The sequence below is a fragment of the Sphingomonas sp. 179-I 2A4 NHS genome (assembly GCF_045369135.1).
GTDB lineage: Bacteria > Pseudomonadota > Alphaproteobacteria > Sphingomonadales > Sphingomonadaceae > Sphingomonas.
The window spans coordinates 284,474-299,432 of the sequence record NZ_JBIQFL010000003.1 but is presented as its reverse complement, the minus strand read 5'-3'; the positions used below and the strand labels follow the sequence as shown (position 1 = coordinate 299,432).

Annotated in this window: 16 protein-coding genes; 9 read left to right on the top strand and 7 right to left on the bottom strand. The window is 66.5% G+C overall.

The genetic code is table 11. The features are described 5' to 3' along the window. Nucleotides 1-27: 27 nt before the first annotated feature. On the top strand, nucleotides 28-717 hold the full coding sequence (gene radC / locus ACH0CP_RS07650) for a DNA repair protein RadC (protein WP_294445106.1): 690 nt from the start codon (nucleotides 28-30) through the stop codon (nucleotides 715-717). 12 nt (nucleotides 718-729) lie between these two features. Beyond that, entirely contained in the window at nucleotides 730-1,053 is a 324-nt protein-coding gene (locus ACH0CP_RS07645) for a DUF6894 family protein (RefSeq protein ID WP_294445107.1), read from the top strand. 37 nt (nucleotides 1,054-1,090) lie between these two features. Here the strand turns inward: ACH0CP_RS07645 and uvrC are convergent, their stop codons facing one another. Beyond that, nucleotides 1,091-3,010 carry an excinuclease ABC subunit UvrC gene (gene uvrC / locus ACH0CP_RS07640; protein WP_406875488.1) on the bottom strand — a complete coding sequence of 640 codons (1,920 nt, stop codon included), beginning with the start codon at nucleotides 3,008-3,010 and terminating at the stop codon, nucleotides 1,091-1,093. Nucleotides 3,011-3,121: 111 nt separating this feature from the next. Between uvrC and ACH0CP_RS07635 the strand changes: the two genes are divergently transcribed. After that, on the top strand, nucleotides 3,122-3,454 hold the full coding sequence (locus ACH0CP_RS07635; RefSeq protein WP_294444349.1) for a hypothetical protein: 333 nt from the start codon (nucleotides 3,122-3,124) through the stop codon (nucleotides 3,452-3,454). 132 nt (nucleotides 3,455-3,586) lie between these two features. Here the strand turns inward: ACH0CP_RS07635 and ACH0CP_RS07630 are convergent, their stop codons facing one another. The 4 genes from ACH0CP_RS07630 to ACH0CP_RS07615 form a co-directional block, all read right to left on the bottom strand. After that, the gene (locus ACH0CP_RS07630; protein ID WP_294444347.1) at nucleotides 3,587-6,082 is read right to left on the bottom strand and encodes an ABC transporter permease; all 2,496 of its coding nucleotides are present in this window, start codon (nucleotides 6,080-6,082) and stop codon (nucleotides 3,587-3,589) included. Between the two features lie 21 nt (nucleotides 6,083-6,103). Next, nucleotides 6,104-6,784, bottom strand: a complete 681-nt coding sequence (locus tag ACH0CP_RS07625) for an ABC transporter ATP-binding protein (RefSeq protein WP_294444346.1) — start codon at nucleotides 6,782-6,784, stop codon at nucleotides 6,104-6,106. Next, complete coding sequence (locus ACH0CP_RS07620; protein ID WP_294444345.1) at nucleotides 6,784-8,118, bottom strand: efflux RND transporter periplasmic adaptor subunit; 1,335 nt, start codon at nucleotides 8,116-8,118, stop codon at nucleotides 6,784-6,786. The genes ACH0CP_RS07625 and ACH0CP_RS07620 overlap by 1 nt, the downstream gene beginning before the upstream one ends. A gap of 79 nt (nucleotides 8,119-8,197) precedes the next feature. Further along, on the bottom strand, nucleotides 8,198-8,338 hold the full coding sequence (locus ACH0CP_RS07615; RefSeq protein WP_406888433.1) for a hypothetical protein: 141 nt from the start codon (nucleotides 8,336-8,338) through the stop codon (nucleotides 8,198-8,200). A gap of 157 nt (nucleotides 8,339-8,495) precedes the next feature. Here ACH0CP_RS07615 and ACH0CP_RS07610 point away from each other — a divergent pair, with 157 nt between their 5' ends. Together ACH0CP_RS07610 and ACH0CP_RS07605 are read left to right on the top strand one after the other, a co-directional pair. Beyond that, nucleotides 8,496-9,875 carry a sigma-54 dependent transcriptional regulator gene (locus ACH0CP_RS07610; RefSeq protein WP_294444343.1) on the top strand — a complete coding sequence of 460 codons (1,380 nt, stop codon included), beginning with the start codon at nucleotides 8,496-8,498 and terminating at the stop codon, nucleotides 9,873-9,875. Then, a complete protein-coding gene (locus ACH0CP_RS07605) occupies nucleotides 9,865-11,178 on the top strand; it encodes a PAS domain-containing sensor histidine kinase (protein WP_294444342.1) in 1,314 nt (437 codons plus the stop codon). Before ACH0CP_RS07610 ends, ACH0CP_RS07605 begins: the two co-directional genes overlap by 11 nt. Here ACH0CP_RS07605 and ACH0CP_RS07600 read toward each other — a convergent pair. Next, the gene (locus ACH0CP_RS07600) at nucleotides 11,146-11,553 is read right to left on the bottom strand and encodes a response regulator (RefSeq protein WP_294444341.1); all 408 of its coding nucleotides are present in this window, start codon (nucleotides 11,551-11,553) and stop codon (nucleotides 11,146-11,148) included. The genes ACH0CP_RS07605 and ACH0CP_RS07600 overlap by 33 nt on opposite strands. Nucleotides 11,554-11,589: 36 nt before the next feature. Here ACH0CP_RS07600 and ACH0CP_RS07595 point away from each other — a divergent pair, with 36 nt between their 5' ends. From ACH0CP_RS07595 to ACH0CP_RS07580, 4 genes are read left to right on the top strand one after another with little or no spacing between them, the layout of a single operon-like run. Then, nucleotides 11,590-11,865, top strand: coding sequence for a DUF3572 domain-containing protein (locus ACH0CP_RS07595; protein ID WP_294444340.1), 276 nt, complete (start codon nucleotides 11,590-11,592; stop codon nucleotides 11,863-11,865). Continuing rightward, nucleotides 11,862-12,491 (top strand): HAD family hydrolase, encoded by a 630-nt coding sequence (locus ACH0CP_RS07590; RefSeq protein WP_294444339.1) that lies wholly within the window; start codon nucleotides 11,862-11,864, stop codon nucleotides 12,489-12,491. The genes ACH0CP_RS07595 and ACH0CP_RS07590 overlap by 4 nt, the downstream gene beginning before the upstream one ends. Before the next feature lie 32 nt (nucleotides 12,492-12,523). Continuing rightward, nucleotides 12,524-12,985 carry a RidA family protein gene (locus ACH0CP_RS07585; RefSeq protein ID WP_294444338.1) on the top strand — a complete coding sequence of 154 codons (462 nt, stop codon included), beginning with the start codon at nucleotides 12,524-12,526 and terminating at the stop codon, nucleotides 12,983-12,985. A 32-nt stretch (nucleotides 12,986-13,017) separates the two neighbouring features. Then, nucleotides 13,018-14,148 (top strand): GNAT family N-acetyltransferase, encoded by a 1,131-nt coding sequence (locus ACH0CP_RS07580; protein ID WP_294444337.1) that lies wholly within the window; start codon nucleotides 13,018-13,020, stop codon nucleotides 14,146-14,148. A gap of 24 nt (nucleotides 14,149-14,172) precedes the next feature. Here ACH0CP_RS07580 and ACH0CP_RS07575 read toward each other — a convergent pair whose 3' ends face one another. Then, nucleotides 14,173-14,952 carry a DUF2490 domain-containing protein gene (locus tag ACH0CP_RS07575; RefSeq protein WP_294444336.1) on the bottom strand — a complete coding sequence of 260 codons (780 nt, stop codon included), beginning with the start codon at nucleotides 14,950-14,952 and terminating at the stop codon, nucleotides 14,173-14,175. Nucleotides 14,953-14,959 lie beyond the last annotated feature (7 nt).

Below are 14,959 nucleotides of genomic sequence, written 5' to 3'. Positions count from 1 at the left end.
AAGCTGCGTCCTGCTAGCCTTTCGACGATGGCCGACGCCGATCCACCGAACGACACACAGGGCCATCGCGCGCGGCTGCGCGAACGACTGCTCGGCAGCGGCGGTGACACGTTGCTCGACCACGAGCTGCTCGAGTACCTTCTTACCCTCGCCACCCCGCGGATCGATACCAAGCCGATCGCCAAGGCGTTGCTGCGCGAGTTCGGCGGCATCGGCGGCGTCTTCACTGCCGATCGCGAGGCGTTGCTGCGGGTGAAGGGCATGGGCGAAGTCAGCATCTCCGCGCTGAAGATCGCGCAGGCCACCGCGCTGCGATTGCTGCAGGCGGAGGTCGCGGCGCGACCGGTGCTCGGCAACTGGCAAGCGTTACTCGACTACCTGCGCGCCGACATGGCGCATCATGCCATCGAACGAGTGCGCGTGCTGCACCTCAACACGCGCAACATGCTGATCCGTGACGAGGTGATGAGCGAAGGGTCGATCGACCAAGCGCAAGTTCATGTGCGCGAGGTGATCCGCCGCGCCATCGATCTTGGTTCGGCCGCGATCATCCTCGTCCACAACCACCCGTCCGGCGATCCCTCACCGAGCCGGGCCGACATCGACATCACGCGCGCGATCGTCGAGGCAGGCCGCGGGCTGGGGATCGCGGTGCACGATCACCTGATCATCGGCACGAGCGGCCATGTCAGCCTCCGCGCCAAGGGGCTGATGTAGGCGTGGTGCCGCTTGCTGCAGCATGGCTGCGGCAAGAAATTTGCAAACTTATGTTGCGTTGCGCAACCGACCGATTTCTCGCGCATTATCCGCAGCATGCCCAGCTACTTCTTCCGTGTCCGTACTCCTGATCAGGTCGTTCGCCGGGCGGAGTGTCATGAGCTTCCGGATATCAATGCTGCGCTTGCTTTTGCGCAGCGTACCGCGCGCTCGATGGTGCGGGTGCCCGTGCGCCGTGGCACGCGCGTACTCGGCGGCAGCCTGGATATCGAAAACGAGATCCAGCAGCCCATCGCGCGCGTGATGCTTGCCGAAATGGCGCAGCAGATTTCCTGATTTCGCCTGAGATTTTCGATCAGACGCCCGGCAGGCGTCACTTCGCGTGGTAGAAGTCGTACACCTGTTGCGCGACGCCGGCGCTGACGCCGGGCGCCTTCTGCAGATCGGCAAGACTGGCGTTGCGCACCGCGCGCGCGGTGCCGAAGTGCATCAGCAGCGCCTTCTTGCGCGCCGGGCCGATGCCGGGGACTTCATCGAGCGGGCTCGCCCCCATCGCCTTTGCCCTTTTCTCACGATGCGCTCCGATGACGAAGCGGTGCACCTCGTCACGTAGCCGCTGGAGGTAGAACAGGACCGGCGAATTGACGGGCAGCGTCAGTTCGCGCCCGTCCATCAGGTGGAACACCTCGCGCCCCTCGCGGCCGTGGTGCGGTCCCTTGGCGACACCGACGAGACACACGTCCTCGATGCCGAGATCCTCGAGCACCGCCTTGGCAGCGTTCAGCTGCCCCCGGCCACCGTCAAGCAGCACCAGATCAGGCCAATTGTCACCATCACGATCGGGATCCTCCTCGATCGCGCGGGCGAAGCGGCGGGTGAGCACTTCGCGCATCATCGCGAAATCGTCATCGGTCGCCGCCTGCTTGATGTTGAACTTGCGATACTGCCCCTTGCGGAAGCCCTCCGGCCCAGCGACGACCATCGCACCCACCGCATTCGTGCCCTGAATATGGCTGTTGTCGTACACCTCGATTCGCTGCGGCGGCTCCGCCAGGCCGAACAGGTCCGCGACCTCGCGGTTGAGCTTCGCCTGCGTGGTGCTTTCCGCCAGACGGCGTTCCAGCGCCTCCTTGGCATTGCGGCACGCCTGTTCCATCAGCCGCTTGCGCGTGCCCCGCTGCGGCACCTCGATCGACACCTTGCGCCCGGCCTGCGTCGTCAGCGCCTCGGCCAGCAGGTCGGCCTCCGGCAGCACGCGATCGACCAGCACTGCCTTGGCCGGCGGAACCTCCTCATAGAATTGCATCAGGAACAGGGTCATCACCTCTTCCTCAGTCACATCGGCGGTGTGCGCGGGGAAGAAGCTGCGGTGGCCCCAATTCTGACCACCGCGGATGAAGAAGGCCTGGATGCCGATCACGCCCTCATGGCTGGCGAGCGCGAAGATATCCGCATCGCCCACCCCTTCGGCGTTGATGAACTGCGATCCCTGGATGAAGGTCAGCGCGCGCAGCCGGTCGCGCAGCACGGCGGCGAGCTCAAAGTCCATCGCCGCGGCCGCGGCCTCCATCTGCGCGCCAAGCTTCGCCTGAACGTCGGTGGTCTTGCCGGCGAGGAATTTCTTCGCGTCTGCGATGAGCTCGTCATAGCCGGCCTTGTCGATCCGGCCGACGCACGGGGCCGAGCAGCGCTTGATCTGGTACAGCAGGCATGGCCGGTCGCGCGTCTTGAAGAAGCCGTCGGTGCAGCTTCGCAGCAGGAACAGTTTCTGAAGCGCGTTCAGCGTGTTGTTGACGCTGCCGGCGCTGGCGAAAGGACCATAGTAATCGCCCTTCGCGCGGCGCGCGCCACGATGCTTCTGGATGCGCGGGAAGTCATGGTCGGCGCGCAACAGGATGAAGGGGAAGCTCTTATCGTCGCGCAAAAGCACGTTGTACGGCGGGCGGTAGCGCTTGATCAGCTGCGCCTCGAGCAGCAGCGCCTCGGCCTCGTTGTTGGTCGTGACGATCGTCATCGACCGGGTCTGCGACACCATCCGCTGGAGCCGCTTCGACAGGTTGTTGATCTGCGTATAGTTGCTGACGCGGTTCTTCAGCGCACGCGCCTTCCCGACATAGAGCACGTCGCCGCGCGCATCCTGCATCCGGTACACCCCCGGACGCGCCGGCAGCGTGCGCACGACGTTGCGGATCGCCGCCACGCCAGCATCCAGATCGGGCTGGTCGCTGCCGCGGATCGCGAACGTCGCTTTCTCTTCGTTGAACCGGTCTGGCGGGCCGTAGGAACCTTGCATCGTTCTCGCGATCTAGGGCCGGGCGGCCGGTTTTTGAACCATGTAGCGCCCAGAGTGCAGTGCATGCAGCATCGGGGGGAACGCGCGGCTTGCCACAGGTGTTGAGCGCGCATGACCCAGAAACGCGATAGCAGCGGCCGCTTCAAGGCCGATCACAGCCAGCGCAACACCGCGATCGGCGTTGCCACCGCGATCGGGGCGATTGCCACCGGCCTCGCCAGCGCGATCCATTTCGGCCTGTTCGACCGCTTCTTCCCACCGAAGGACGGGCACCCGGCGCCGGATCTCGAGGGCGATCATCACCCCGGGCCCCATGATCGGGCGGTCGATCATTTCCGCCCCGATCCCACCGCGCCGGTGCCCGCATCGGAACGTGAGGCGCTTCGCCCGGCGACCGGCCACGCACCGGGCTTCGCGGCCGACCGCGGCAGCACGCTGGGGTAACAGCGCCGACCCGTCGCTGCATCAGTACCGGCAGCACCGGCGGCGGAGCGAGAGGGAAAATACGCTCCGCCGCCGCCCCTCCCCTGCCGCCGGGTGCCGCGGCGGCAGGGTCGAGCCTGTTTGCGAAACTCCTTATTCGTAACGCAGCGCCCGGATCGGGTTCGCCCGCGCCACGCGCCATGCATGGCCCGCGATTGTGCCGACCGCGATCGCCAGCGCCAGTGCCCCGGCCAGCAGGAACGGCGTCGGCCCAAGCGTCACCCGCGTGTCGAAGCTGTTCAGCCAGTCACGCATCACCCACCAGGCGATCGGCCAGGCGATCAGATTGGCGATGAGCACCGGCCGGCTGAACTGCCACACCAGCAGCCGGACGATATCCTGCGTGCGCGCGCCCAGCACCTTGCGGATGCCGATTTCCTTCGTCCGCCGCTCCGCCGTGAAGGCAGCGAGGCCGAACAATCCTAGGCAGGCGATCACCACGGCCAGCAAAGCGAAGCCGGCGAATATCTTCGCCCGCACATCCTCGGCCTTGTACAATTCCTGGATGATCGCTTCGCTGAACTCCGCCTCGAACGGCACATCCGGCGCGGCTTCCTTCCACACCCGCTCGACACCCGCACGCACGGCGGCCGGATCGCCATCGTAGCGGATGACCATCTTGGTCTCGCCCTCACGCGTGCCGAGGAACATGATCGGATCGAGCGGCTGGCGAACCGAGCGGAAGCGCGAATCCTTCACGACGCCGATGATCGTGTTCGCCATGTCGCCATGTTCGGTGGAAATGCCGATCCTGATCGTCTTGCCCACGGCGTCGGCAGGATTGCGGTAGCCCATCTTGCGGGCCGCCAATTCGTTGACGAGGATGTTCGCGCCGCGGGCCGCCAGTGCGCGGATCTCCTCCTTATTTTCGGGGAAGGAGGTCGTCTGGTCATCCATCGGGCGCGCCCGATCGAACCAGCGGCCCGCGACGAGATCCAGCCCCATCGCATCCTTGAAGCCGACATCGACCCGGTAGCGCCCCAGCGTCACCGGCTGTGGCTGCCCGGGCACCAGCACGCCGGTGTTGCTCGAGTCGCTCGTTGCGACGCCGATGTCCGTACGGCCGACCGCGACCACGCCGGGCACCCGCTTCATCCGCTCCGCCAGCTGCTCACCGCGGCCGATCAGCTGGTATCGGGCCAGCCCGTCGATCTGGAGGATGTTGTTGCGCTTATAGCCCGGATCCACCGAACGCGCGTACACCGTCTGGCCATAGACGATCGCGGTGCAGATGATCAGCCCGATCGAGATGGCGAATTGCGCCACCACCAGCACGCTGCGCAGCCGGCCCGTGCCCGGCGTTTCCGCAGAAGATTTATTGGCCTTCAGCACGCTCGCCGGCTGGAAGCGCGACAGGAAGAACGCAGGGTAAAGCCCGCCGAGCACGCCAACGATCAGCACCAGCGCCAGTGCCGGCAGCAGCATGCCGTCCGCGCCGAGATAGCTGAAGCCAAGATCTGCATCGAGGAGCGCGGAGAACGGCCGGACGAGCAGTTCGCCCAGCGCGAGCGCCATCACCACCGCAATGGCGGAGACGAGGAGCGATTCGCCCACGAACTGCCCGATCAACTGCTTGCGCGTCGCGCCCAGCACCTTGCGCAGCGCCACTTCCCGCGCGCGCTGGCCGGCCCTGGCGGTGGCGAGATTGGTGAAGTTCACCACCGCCATGGCCAGGATCAGCACGGCGATGATCGCGAAGGTCGCGATGGTGCGGCGGTCGTTCCCCGGCGTCATCGCGCCGGCCTGGGCCGTGCCGAGGTGAACATCGGCCAGCGGCACCAGCTTCCAGTCGGTGTCGTCGCCGGCGTTGTAGTGGGTGCCGCCGAAATTCTCGTCGGCGATATTGCGCTTTTCCCACGCCGGAAGCTGCGCGTTGATCGTGTCGACGTCCGTGCCCGGCTTCAGCTTCACATAGACCCAGCCGGACTGGCAGCCCCAGCAATCAAGGAAGCCGGGCTCCTGCGCGAAGTAGGACGGGAAGTCGCGGCGCACCACGGCGTTGATACGCAAGTGCGAGTTCTTCGGCAGGTCCTCGAGTACCGCGTTGATGCGATAGTCATAGGTCTTGCCCTTCTGGATCAGGCTCAGCGTGCGACCGATGACATCATCCGTACCGAACTGGCGGATCGCTTCCGATCGCGTGATCACCGCGGTGTCCGGTGCGTTCAGGGCCGTCTTCGATCCGCGAAGGAGCGGCAGGTTGACGACCGCCAGGAAGTCCCCGTTGCTGATCAGGTAGTCCTTGGCGCTCGTAACCGTCCCGTCCTTGACGATCGTCGGGCTGCCGCCGAGGACGTAGACGGTCTTGTCGATCTGCGGGAAATCCTTCCGCAGCCGATCCTCGGTGATGTAGCTCGTCATCTGCAGGAACGTCGGCGGCCCGTCGCGCGGGTTCGGCCACCAGGTCTGCACCTGATAGGTGTTCTCGCCATCCGGCACCCAGCGATCGAAGCTGGTTTCGTAGCGGATGAAGACCAGGATCAGCAGGCACGCCGCCATGCCGATGGCGAGACCGAGCAGGTTGATCAGCGAATAGGTGCGGTTCTTCGCCAGCGCCCGGAACGCGACGGTGATATAATTGCGCCACATGGGCTTTGCCCCCCTTGCCGGTTACGCCGCGCGGCGCCGTTCTTGCAGTATCCGCCCGTCGAGCATGTTGACGACGCGGCTGGCGTAATCGGCATGCGCGGGCGAGTGGGTGACCATCACGATCGTCGCCCCTTCGGCGTTCAGCCCCTGCAGCATCCGCATCACTTCCTCGCCATGATTGGTGTCGAGGTTGCCGGTCGGCTCGTCTGCAAGGATCAGCTTGGGCTTGGCGACGAGCGCGCGAGCCACCGCCACGCGCTGCTGCTGGCCGCCGGACAGCTGGCTGGGCCGATGCCGCGCGCGATGCGCGATGCCGACCCGATCCATCACCTCGTCGGTGCGCCGCCGCCGCTCGGCAGCCGGCACGTCATGGTAGAGGAGCGCAAGCTCGATATTGTCGCGCACCGACAGCTCATCGACCAGGTTGAAGCTCTGGAAGATGAAGCCGATGTTTTCCTTGCGGAAATCGGCAAGTTTCCCTTCGGCAAGCCCCGCCACCTCGGTGCCATCGAACACATAGGATCCGCTGGTCGGGCTATCGAGCATGCCAACGACGTTGAGCAACGTCGATTTGCCGCAGCCGGACGGCCCCATCACGGCCACGAACTCGCCAGCGGCAATATCCAGGTCGATCCCGTCGAGCGCCACCGTCTCCACGCTGTCCGTGCGATAGAGCCGCGCCACATCACGCATGCGGAGCATCAAATGTCCTTTCCTTTGGTGAGGTCGAGCGCGTCCTTGTCGGCGAACCCGGTATAGGGAGAGGTGATCACGCGCTCGCCGGGGCTGAGCCCGTCGAGCACCTCGATCGTATCGGCATTGCGTCGACCGAGGCGGACGTTGCGCTTCACCGCGCGCGATCCGTCCGGGGTGACGACAAAGACCCAGGCGCCGCCCGTGTCATTGTAGAAGGCGCCGTTGCGGATCAGCACCGCCGGCGTTGGATCGCCCAGGGTGAGCCTGGCTTGTACCGTCTGGCCGCGCTGCAACCCGGCCGGCTCGGTGCCGACGAACTGAAGCTCGATCTCGAACTGGCCGTTCTGCACCTGCGGGAAGATCTTCGTCACCCGTGCCTGCTGCCGCTCGCCCCGGCCGCCCGCCGTCTCGATCGTCGCGCGCTGGCCGACCGCGACCCGGCCGAGATAATATTCGTCGACGCCGGCGCGCAGCTTGTTCCGGCCGGGGCTGTCGATCTGCCCGATCCGCTCGCCGCGCTGCATCGACTGGCCGACCTGGATCGAGAAGCCTGACAATTGCCCCGCCACCGGTGCGCGCAGCTTGAGCGCTTCGAGGTTCGCACGGGCAAGTTCCAGCCCGGCCTGGAGCGATCCGGTGGAGGCGCGTTGCTGGGCCAGCTGGCTGCGCAGCAACCGGTCGTCGGTCGTCTGCCCCTGGCGCAGCACGGCGACGCGGCGCTGTTCGTAATGGAATTGATCGGTCGTGTCGGCGAACTGCCGCCCGGCGACGAACCCGCGCTTCGCCAACGGGGCCTCGCGCTCATACTGACGCCGCGCCTTGTCGAGCGCCAGCTCAGCCTCCAGCACGTTGCGCTGATTGGCGACGCGCGTCTGCGCCAGCGCCAGTTCCTGGCTGCGCATGTTGTTGATCTGCTGCTCCACCTCGGTCTGCCGCGCGAGGGTCGACAGCTGAAGCTCCGCATTCGACAGCACCGCGATCGGCTGCCCCTTGGCAAGGTTGGCGCCGTCCTCGACCAGCACTTCCTCGACGCGGCCGCCCTCGATCGCGTCGATGTAGACGGTCAGAAGCGGCTCCACCCGGCTGCGCAGCGGGATGTAATCGTCGAATGTGCCGCGCGCGACGGTGGCGATGTTCAGCCGCTCCGCCGCCACGCTCTGAGTCCCGGCGCGCGGCGCGGCCCACCAGAATAGCCCGGCGGCGATCAACACGACCAGCGCGACTGCACCCGCGATCACCGCCTTCGGCATCTTCCGGCGCTCGATCACCCGGTCCATGCCGCTGCCGGAGACCGCGGCGCTCCCCGTTTCCCGATCCTTGGGCAAGGAAACGACGCTCATGTCCGCTTCCGAACGCAAGCATTGTCCGCTTCCGGACAGAAGCTCGAGGAAAAGTTCCGGCAGAAGCCCCCGCGCATGCTCACAGCGAGACCGCCAAGCTCAGTGTCGGCGTGGTGATCGTCAGCGATAATCGCGGCAGGCGGGGTTCGCTCAAGACACTCGCCGCCACAGCGATCGCACCGGCAGCGATCAGGATACGGTTACAGGCTTGCCTCATCATGAGACACAGCATTGCATCGTGCGTGCCAATTGGCGCGTGGAGAGATGCTCTTTGACAAATCTCCCGGGGTTTCCTCCGCGCCGGCGAGGTGTATGATCAATGTGGCACAGTTGTTGATTGTCCGCGGATGGACACTTGCTGTACGGGATCGAACGGGATGGGGCCTGAATTCAACCGATGCGTCATCGTCGATGACGACGACGATATCCTTTTGGCCGCCCGCTTGCTGCTGCGGCCGTTATTCCAGGAGATCATCACGGCCGGCACGCCGGACGAGGCCCTTCCGGAAATCCGCAGCATCGTGCCTGACGTAGTGCTGCTCGACGCCAACTTCGCTCGCGGCGCGACCGATGCGCGCGAAGGGCTTGCCTGGCTCGATCAACTGGTCGCGATCGATCCCGAGATCGTGGTGGTCATGATCACCGCCCATGCCGGCGTCCACGTCGCGGTGGAGGCGATGAAGCGCGGCGCGACGGACTTCGTGCCAAAGCCGTGGTCGAACGAACGGCTGCTCGCCACCGTCCGCACCGCAGCGGCGCTGCGCCGATCGCGGGTCGCGGCCGGCGCCTCGCGCGGGCAGGATACCGAGCGTAGCGGCGCAAAGTCCTCGCTGCTCGGCCGGTCGCCCGCCATGGCACGCGTCCATTCGCTGATCGAGCGCGCCGGGCCCACCGACGCCAACGTCCTGGTGCTGGGCGATAATGGCACCGGCAAGGAGCTGGTCGCGCGGGAGCTTCATGCGCGATCGCTGCGCGCGGGGCGCGTCCTCCAGACCGTCGATCTTGGCGCAGTATCGGCCGAGCTGATCGACAGCGAGCTGTTCGGCCACGTGAAGGGCGCCTTCACCGACGCTCGAACCGACCGGGTCGGCCGTATCCAGGAGGCGGATGGCGGCACGCTGTTCCTCGATGAAATCGGCAACCTGCCGCTGCACTTGCAGCCCAAGTTGCTCACCGTGCTGGAACAGCGGCAAGTGACGCCTGTCGGCGCGAACAAGCCGATCAAGGTCGACATCCGCGTAATCGCCGCGACCAATATGACGCGGGACCGGCTGACGGACGAACGCGTGTTCCGGCAGGATTTGCTCTACCGCCTCAATACCGTCGAGATCACCCTGCCGCCGCTTGCCGAGCGGCCCGAGGATATCGGCGACCTCGCGGAGCATTTCCTCACCGTCTACGCCGAACGATACAACCGTCCGCGGCCGACGCTGAGCGACAGCGCGCGCGCCGCGCTGACGCGCTACGACTGGCCAGGCAATGTGCGCGCGCTGCGCCACGCCGTCGAACGCGCGGTGATCCTCTCCACCGGTCCGGTGCTGGAGATCGAGGATTTCGGGCTCGAGGCGGCCGCGCCGCGCAATGCCGCCGCCGCGCCCCACCGTGCCGCGACGGACGATCTCAACCTCGACCGCGTCGAGCGCCGGCTGGTCGAGGAGGCGCTGCGCAAGCACGGCTACAATATCACCCTCGCTGCCTCCGAACTGGGCCTGTCACGCGCCGCTTTGTACCGGCGCATGGAAAAACATGGGCTTTGACGGGCGCTTCACGCTCGGCCTGATCTTCCGCGTCGCGCTGCTGGTGCTGGCGCTGATGATGGTGGTGTGGGCCTTCCGTACGCCCTCCTTCGTGATGGTCCGTCTGGTGGCGGTCGGCGTCGCCATCGTCGCGGCGATGACCCTGTGGTATCACGTCGAGCGAACCAACATCGCGCTCGCCCGCTTCCTCGAGGCGCTGCGGATCGGCGACTTCGCGGCACATTTCCCCGAACGGGGCGGCGCCGGCTTTCGTGCGCTCGGAGCGGCGCTGAACGATACGATCCGGCGGCTGCGCGAGCAGCGCGGGCAGACCGACTCCGAGCTGCGGTACTTCGAGGCGCTGATCGACGACATGCCGGTCGCACTGCTGACGATCGACGGTGGCCGGGTCGAGCTTGGCAACAAGGCCGCCCGCCGCCTGTTCGCGCGTCATAGCGGCGTGCGGCCGGAGGATTACGCCGTCTATGGCGCGACCTTCGCCGCGCGCCTCGCCGATCCGCGCGAAAGCGAGGAGATGCTGATCCTGAACCTCGACGGCCGTGCCAAGCGCACGCTCGTCCGTCACGCCTCGCTCAACCGGCTCGGTCGGCAGACCAGCGCGGTCGTCGTCCAGCCGGTGCAGGAGACGCTCGACGCGGTCGAGATGGCGGCGCAGACCGATATCGTGCGCGTCCTGACGCACGAGATCCTGAATTCGCTGACGCCCGTGATGTCGCTGGCGCAGACCACCGCCGGCCTGCTCGGGTCCGTCGACACTGCCGATCCGCGCATTGCCGACGCGCGCGAGGCGGCCGGCGCGCTCGCCCGGCGCACGGAGGGGCTGCGGCACTTCATCGACAGCTACCGCGCCGTCGCGCGCGAGCCGCGCGTGGTGCGCCACCGCTTCTCGGCACGCGAATTCGCCGACGAGCATGAACGGCTGTTCCGCGCCGAATGGCCGCATGTGGCGCTGGATGTGGAATGCGCCGACACAACGATTGACGGCGACCGCGCGCTCCTGTCGCAATTGCTGCTCAACCTGATGCGCAACGCGGCACAGGCAGCGAGCTCCCATGGTGACCAGCCGGAGGTAAAGCTCTCGATCACCCGCACTGCCGATGGCGTCGCCATCACCGTCGAGGACAATGGCCCTGGCGTGCCGGACGCGCTGCGGCAGGAGGTGTTCCTGCCCTTCTTCACCACGCGTGCTCAGGGCACGGGCGTCGGCCTCAATCTCGCCCGGCAGATCGCCGTCGCTCATGGCGGCACGCTGGATATTGGTGACAGTGCCTTAGGGGGCGCTGCCTTCCGCCTGCTGCTCTAGGCTCGGCGTTGGTCCGGTGAGCGCGCGCACTGCCTCCATGAAGCGGACCAGGCTGATCGGCTTGGAAACATAGGCCTCAGCCCCCGCCGCGCGGATTCGCTCCTCGTCCTCGCGCCCGGCATAAGCGGTGACTGCCATTACCGGGATCTCGCGCAGCCGTTCGTCAGCCTTCAGCTCCAGGATCAGCTCATAGCCGGTCACATGCGGCATCTGGATGTCCATGATGATCACATCCGGGGCGAATTCGCGCGCACGTTCGACCGCTTCTCGACCATCGCGGACCGGTTCGACCACATAGTCGTGCGCCCGCAACAGATCGCAAAACAGCTTCAGGTTCAGTTCGTTGTCCTCGACAACGAGCACCTTCTTTGCCACGCGCGTTTGTCCCCCGTTCGCGGATGACGATAGGCAATGAGACAGAGCGATTCAAACGGAGAACCTGCCGATGCGCTCGCGCTGCGTGCGCTGGTGTGGACGTTGCAGGAGCCCGATCGCGCTTCCCGCCTGATCTCGCTCACCGGCCTTGATCCCGATGATCTGCGCGCGCGGCTTACCAAGCCAGCCGTACTCGCCGCCTGCCTTCAGTTCCTGGAGGCATACGAACCCGATCTGATCGCCTGCGCCGCAGCGATCGACAGCCGGCCCGAGGCCCTGGTCCGCGCCCGCCAAACACTGGAAACCGCATGAAGCGTCCGCTGCTGATCTCCGATTGTGACGAGGTGCTGCTGCACATGGTGCGGCATTTCGGCGAATGGCTGGGCGATGCGCATGACATCGATTTCACGCCATCGAGCTGGGAATTGGCGAAGAACATGCGCCGTCGCGGCACCGGCGCCCCCGTCGAGCGCGAGGAGATGATGGGCTTCCTCGGCGGCTTCTTCCCGCACCAGATGGGGCGGCAGACGCTGGTGCCCCATGCCCGAGAAGCGCTGGCCGCGATTGCCGAGGTGGCGGACATCGTGATCCTCACCAACCTGCAGGACGATTGCCGCGTGCATCGCATCGAGCAGCTCTCCGCTTTCGGCATCGAGCATCGGGTCGAATGTAACCAGGGGCCCAAGGGCGGTCCGGTGGCCGCGCTGGTGGCGGAGCACGGCAATCCCGTCACCGTGTTCATCGACGATCTGCCGCATCACCACGAATCGGTCGCCGAACTCGCGCCTCATGTCCACCGCCTGCACATGGTGGCCGAGCCTGCGCTCGCGCCGGGCGTGCCCCCCGCCCCGGCGGCGCATGCGCGGATCGATGATTGGACTCAGGCGCTGCCCTGGATCACGCAGCGCTTCGCTGATGGGCGCCCCGCAGAGGATTGACGCTTCGAAGGCGCTGTGTTGAACCCGAGGTCATGACGAACCGTACCGATCGCGCGCTCGAAGAGCTTGGCCTGACGCTGCCGCAGGCCGCCGCTCCCGTTGCCACCTACGTCCCCACGGTCGAGGCCGGCGGGTTGCTCCATGTGTCGGGCCAGCTGCCGTTCCGCGATGGCAAGGTGGTGACCGGCCGGCTGGGTGACGATCTCGATGTCGCAGCGGGCAAGGATGCCGCCCAGCTCTGTGCGCTGATGGTGGTGGCGCAGGTGAAGGCCGCGCTCGGCGACCTCTCGCGGGTTGCGCGGATCCTGAAGCTCGGCGTGTTCGTCAATTCCGCGCCCGGTTTCGGTGATCAGCCGGAAGTGGCGAACGGTGCGTCTGACCTGATGGTCGCGCTGTTCGGCGATGCCGGCAAGCATGCCCGCGCCGCAGTCGGCGTCGCCGCGCTGCCGCGCAATGCGGCGGTCGAGATCGACGCCATCATCGCCGTGGCTTGAGCGCGAGCGATCGCACCCTAGATTAGGCGGGCATGACCGCCGTCACCGCCCGCCTCGCCGACGGCGTCGCCAGCATCCCCGCCGACCAGTGGGATGCCTGCGCCGGCAGCGACAACCCCTTCGTCAGCCACGCCTTCCTCAGCGCGCTTGAGCGATCGGGCAGCGTCGGCGGGCGAAGTGGGTGGCAGCCGATTCCTGTCATCGTCGACGGAGCGGATAGCGCCCCCGTGGCAGTCGCGCCGGCCTATGCGAAGTCACACAGCCAGGGCGAATATGTCTTCGACCACGCCTGGGCAGACGCCTGGGAGCGCGCGGGCGGAAACTATTACCCGAAGCTTCAGGTTGCCGCACCCTTCACCCCGGTGCCGGGTCCGCGCCTGCTGCTGCGCGATCCCACCGCGGCACCTGCGCTGATCGCCGCGCTAGAGGCCGTCACAGACCAGCACAACCTCTCCTCCGCACATGCAACCTTCGTCGAGCGTGATCAGGTGGCAGCGTTCGAGGCGGCGGGCTGGCTGATCCGGGAAGGCACCCAGTTCCACTGGCAGAACCAGCGCTTTGGCAGCTTCGACGATTTCCTCGACACGCTTGCGAGCCGGAAGCGCAAGGCGATCCGCAAGGAACGCGCCGCAGCCGTCGAGGGCCTCACCATCCGCCATCTCACCGGCCGTGAGATCGGCTCACGTGAGTGGGACGCCTTCTGGACCTTTTACCAGGACACCGGCGCGCGGAAGTGGGGGCGCCCCTACCTCACCCGCAGCTTCTTTCCGCTGCTGGGCGAGCAAATGGGCGAGCGGGTTCTCCTGATCCTCGCGGAGCGGGACGGCGTGCCGATTGCCGGCGCGCTCAACCTCATCGGCGGCCATGCCCTCTACGGGCGCTACTGGGGCTGCACGGAGGACGTACCGTTCCTCCATTTCGAGCTCTGCTATTACCAGGCGATCGATGCCGCGATCGCGCGGGGGCTCTCCACCGTCGAGGCGGGCGCGCAGGGCGAACACAAGCTTGCGCGCGGCTATGCGCCGATCTCCACCTGGTCGGCGCACTACATCCCCAACCCGGGGTTTCGTCGCGCGGTGGCCGACTATCTGGTGCGCGAACGTGCCGCGGTAGAGGCGGACCAGGAGTTTCTCGGCCGCATGACGCCCTTCAAACGCGGCTAGGGCGCCATATCCCGAGCGGCCGCCCTATTTGATCACCACGCTTTCATAGCCTGATGGCGGCCCCGCCTCCGGCCCGAGCGTGCGCACCGCGACTGGTGGCCGGATCTTCGGAGACAGCCGGAAAGACACACCGACCACCGCGGCGTGATTCATGTTCGCCCGGCCATTCACCGCACGCTGGCGCTGATTGAGATATCCAAGCTCGAGCGCCGCCGCCTCCGCGACCGGCAACTGCACGCCAGCATAGGTCCATAGATCGTCATAGCCCTTGCGGGCGCCCCAATCGGCATCGGTCAGGTTCCAGTAGAGCTCCATCGAAAGGACGCCGACCGGCCCGCCGCTTTCCTTGCGCGTCAGCGGCGTCGCGACCAGCACCTGCTGCGCGACGCGCAGGTTCCAGTCTTTCCCAGTGGAGCGATTGCGCTGTTCCAGCCGGGTCTGCGCGCGAAGTCCGATACGGCTGACCGCGCCCAGCCGGTACGATGCCTGCTGGAAGAAGCGGTTCTCGTGCAGGTCCTTCGGCAAGCGCGCGCCATCAATCAGTGCGTAGAGATAGCCGCCCGACAGGATCAGCGATTCGTTCTTACGCCACGAGATCACCGGCGGAATAAAAGTGATCGGGGCGGTGGCGGCATTGCGGGTGGTGAAGCGCGGCTGGATCTCGCTGGTCAGGAACCAATCGTCGCTGATCGGGGCGATCACCTGCACGCTGCCCCAGATCTGCCCGCCATGGTTGGTCTCTGCCGCCGCGGGAATCGCGAGACAAGCGATCCCCGCCGCGCCCGCGGCCACCCAACGATTCATGCAGCGC

Excerpts from the sequence above, each read along its gene's own strand:
- ACH0CP_RS07580 (WP_294444337.1), top strand. The coding sequence starts at position 13,018 with ATGACCGCCGTCACCGCCCGCCTCGCCGACGGCGTCGCCAGCATCCCC.
- ACH0CP_RS07615 (WP_406888433.1), bottom strand. The coding sequence starts at position 8,338 with ATGATGAGGCAAGCCTGTAACCGTATCCTGATCGCTGCCGGTGCGATC.
- ACH0CP_RS07605 (WP_294444342.1), top strand. The coding sequence starts at position 9,865 with ATGGGCTTTGACGGGCGCTTCACGCTCGGCCTGATCTTCCGCGTCGCG.
- ACH0CP_RS07585 (WP_294444338.1), top strand. The coding sequence starts at position 12,524 with ATGACGAACCGTACCGATCGCGCGCTCGAAGAGCTTGGCCTGACGCTG.
- ACH0CP_RS07575 (WP_294444336.1), bottom strand. The coding sequence starts at position 14,952 with ATGAATCGTTGGGTGGCCGCGGGCGCGGCGGGGATCGCTTGTCTCGCG.
- uvrC (WP_406875488.1), bottom strand. The coding sequence starts at position 3,010 with ATGCAAGGTTCCTACGGCCCGCCAGACCGGTTCAACGAAGAGAAAGCG.
- ACH0CP_RS07590 (WP_294444339.1), top strand. The coding sequence starts at position 11,862 with ATGAAGCGTCCGCTGCTGATCTCCGATTGTGACGAGGTGCTGCTGCAC.
- ACH0CP_RS07630 (WP_294444347.1), bottom strand. The coding sequence starts at position 6,082 with ATGTGGCGCAATTATATCACCGTCGCGTTCCGGGCGCTGGCGAAGAAC.
- radC (WP_294445106.1), top strand. The coding sequence starts at position 28 with ATGGCCGACGCCGATCCACCGAACGACACACAGGGCCATCGCGCGCGG.
- ACH0CP_RS07635 (WP_294444349.1), top strand. The coding sequence starts at position 3,122 with ATGACCCAGAAACGCGATAGCAGCGGCCGCTTCAAGGCCGATCACAGC.
- ACH0CP_RS07625 (WP_294444346.1), bottom strand. The coding sequence starts at position 6,784 with ATGCTCCGCATGCGTGATGTGGCGCGGCTCTATCGCACGGACAGCGTG.
- ACH0CP_RS07610 (WP_294444343.1), top strand. The coding sequence starts at position 8,496 with ATGGGGCCTGAATTCAACCGATGCGTCATCGTCGATGACGACGACGAT.
- ACH0CP_RS07620 (WP_294444345.1), bottom strand. The coding sequence starts at position 8,118 with ATGAGCGTCGTTTCCTTGCCCAAGGATCGGGAAACGGGGAGCGCCGCG.
- ACH0CP_RS07595 (WP_294444340.1), top strand. The coding sequence starts at position 11,590 with ATGAGACAGAGCGATTCAAACGGAGAACCTGCCGATGCGCTCGCGCTG.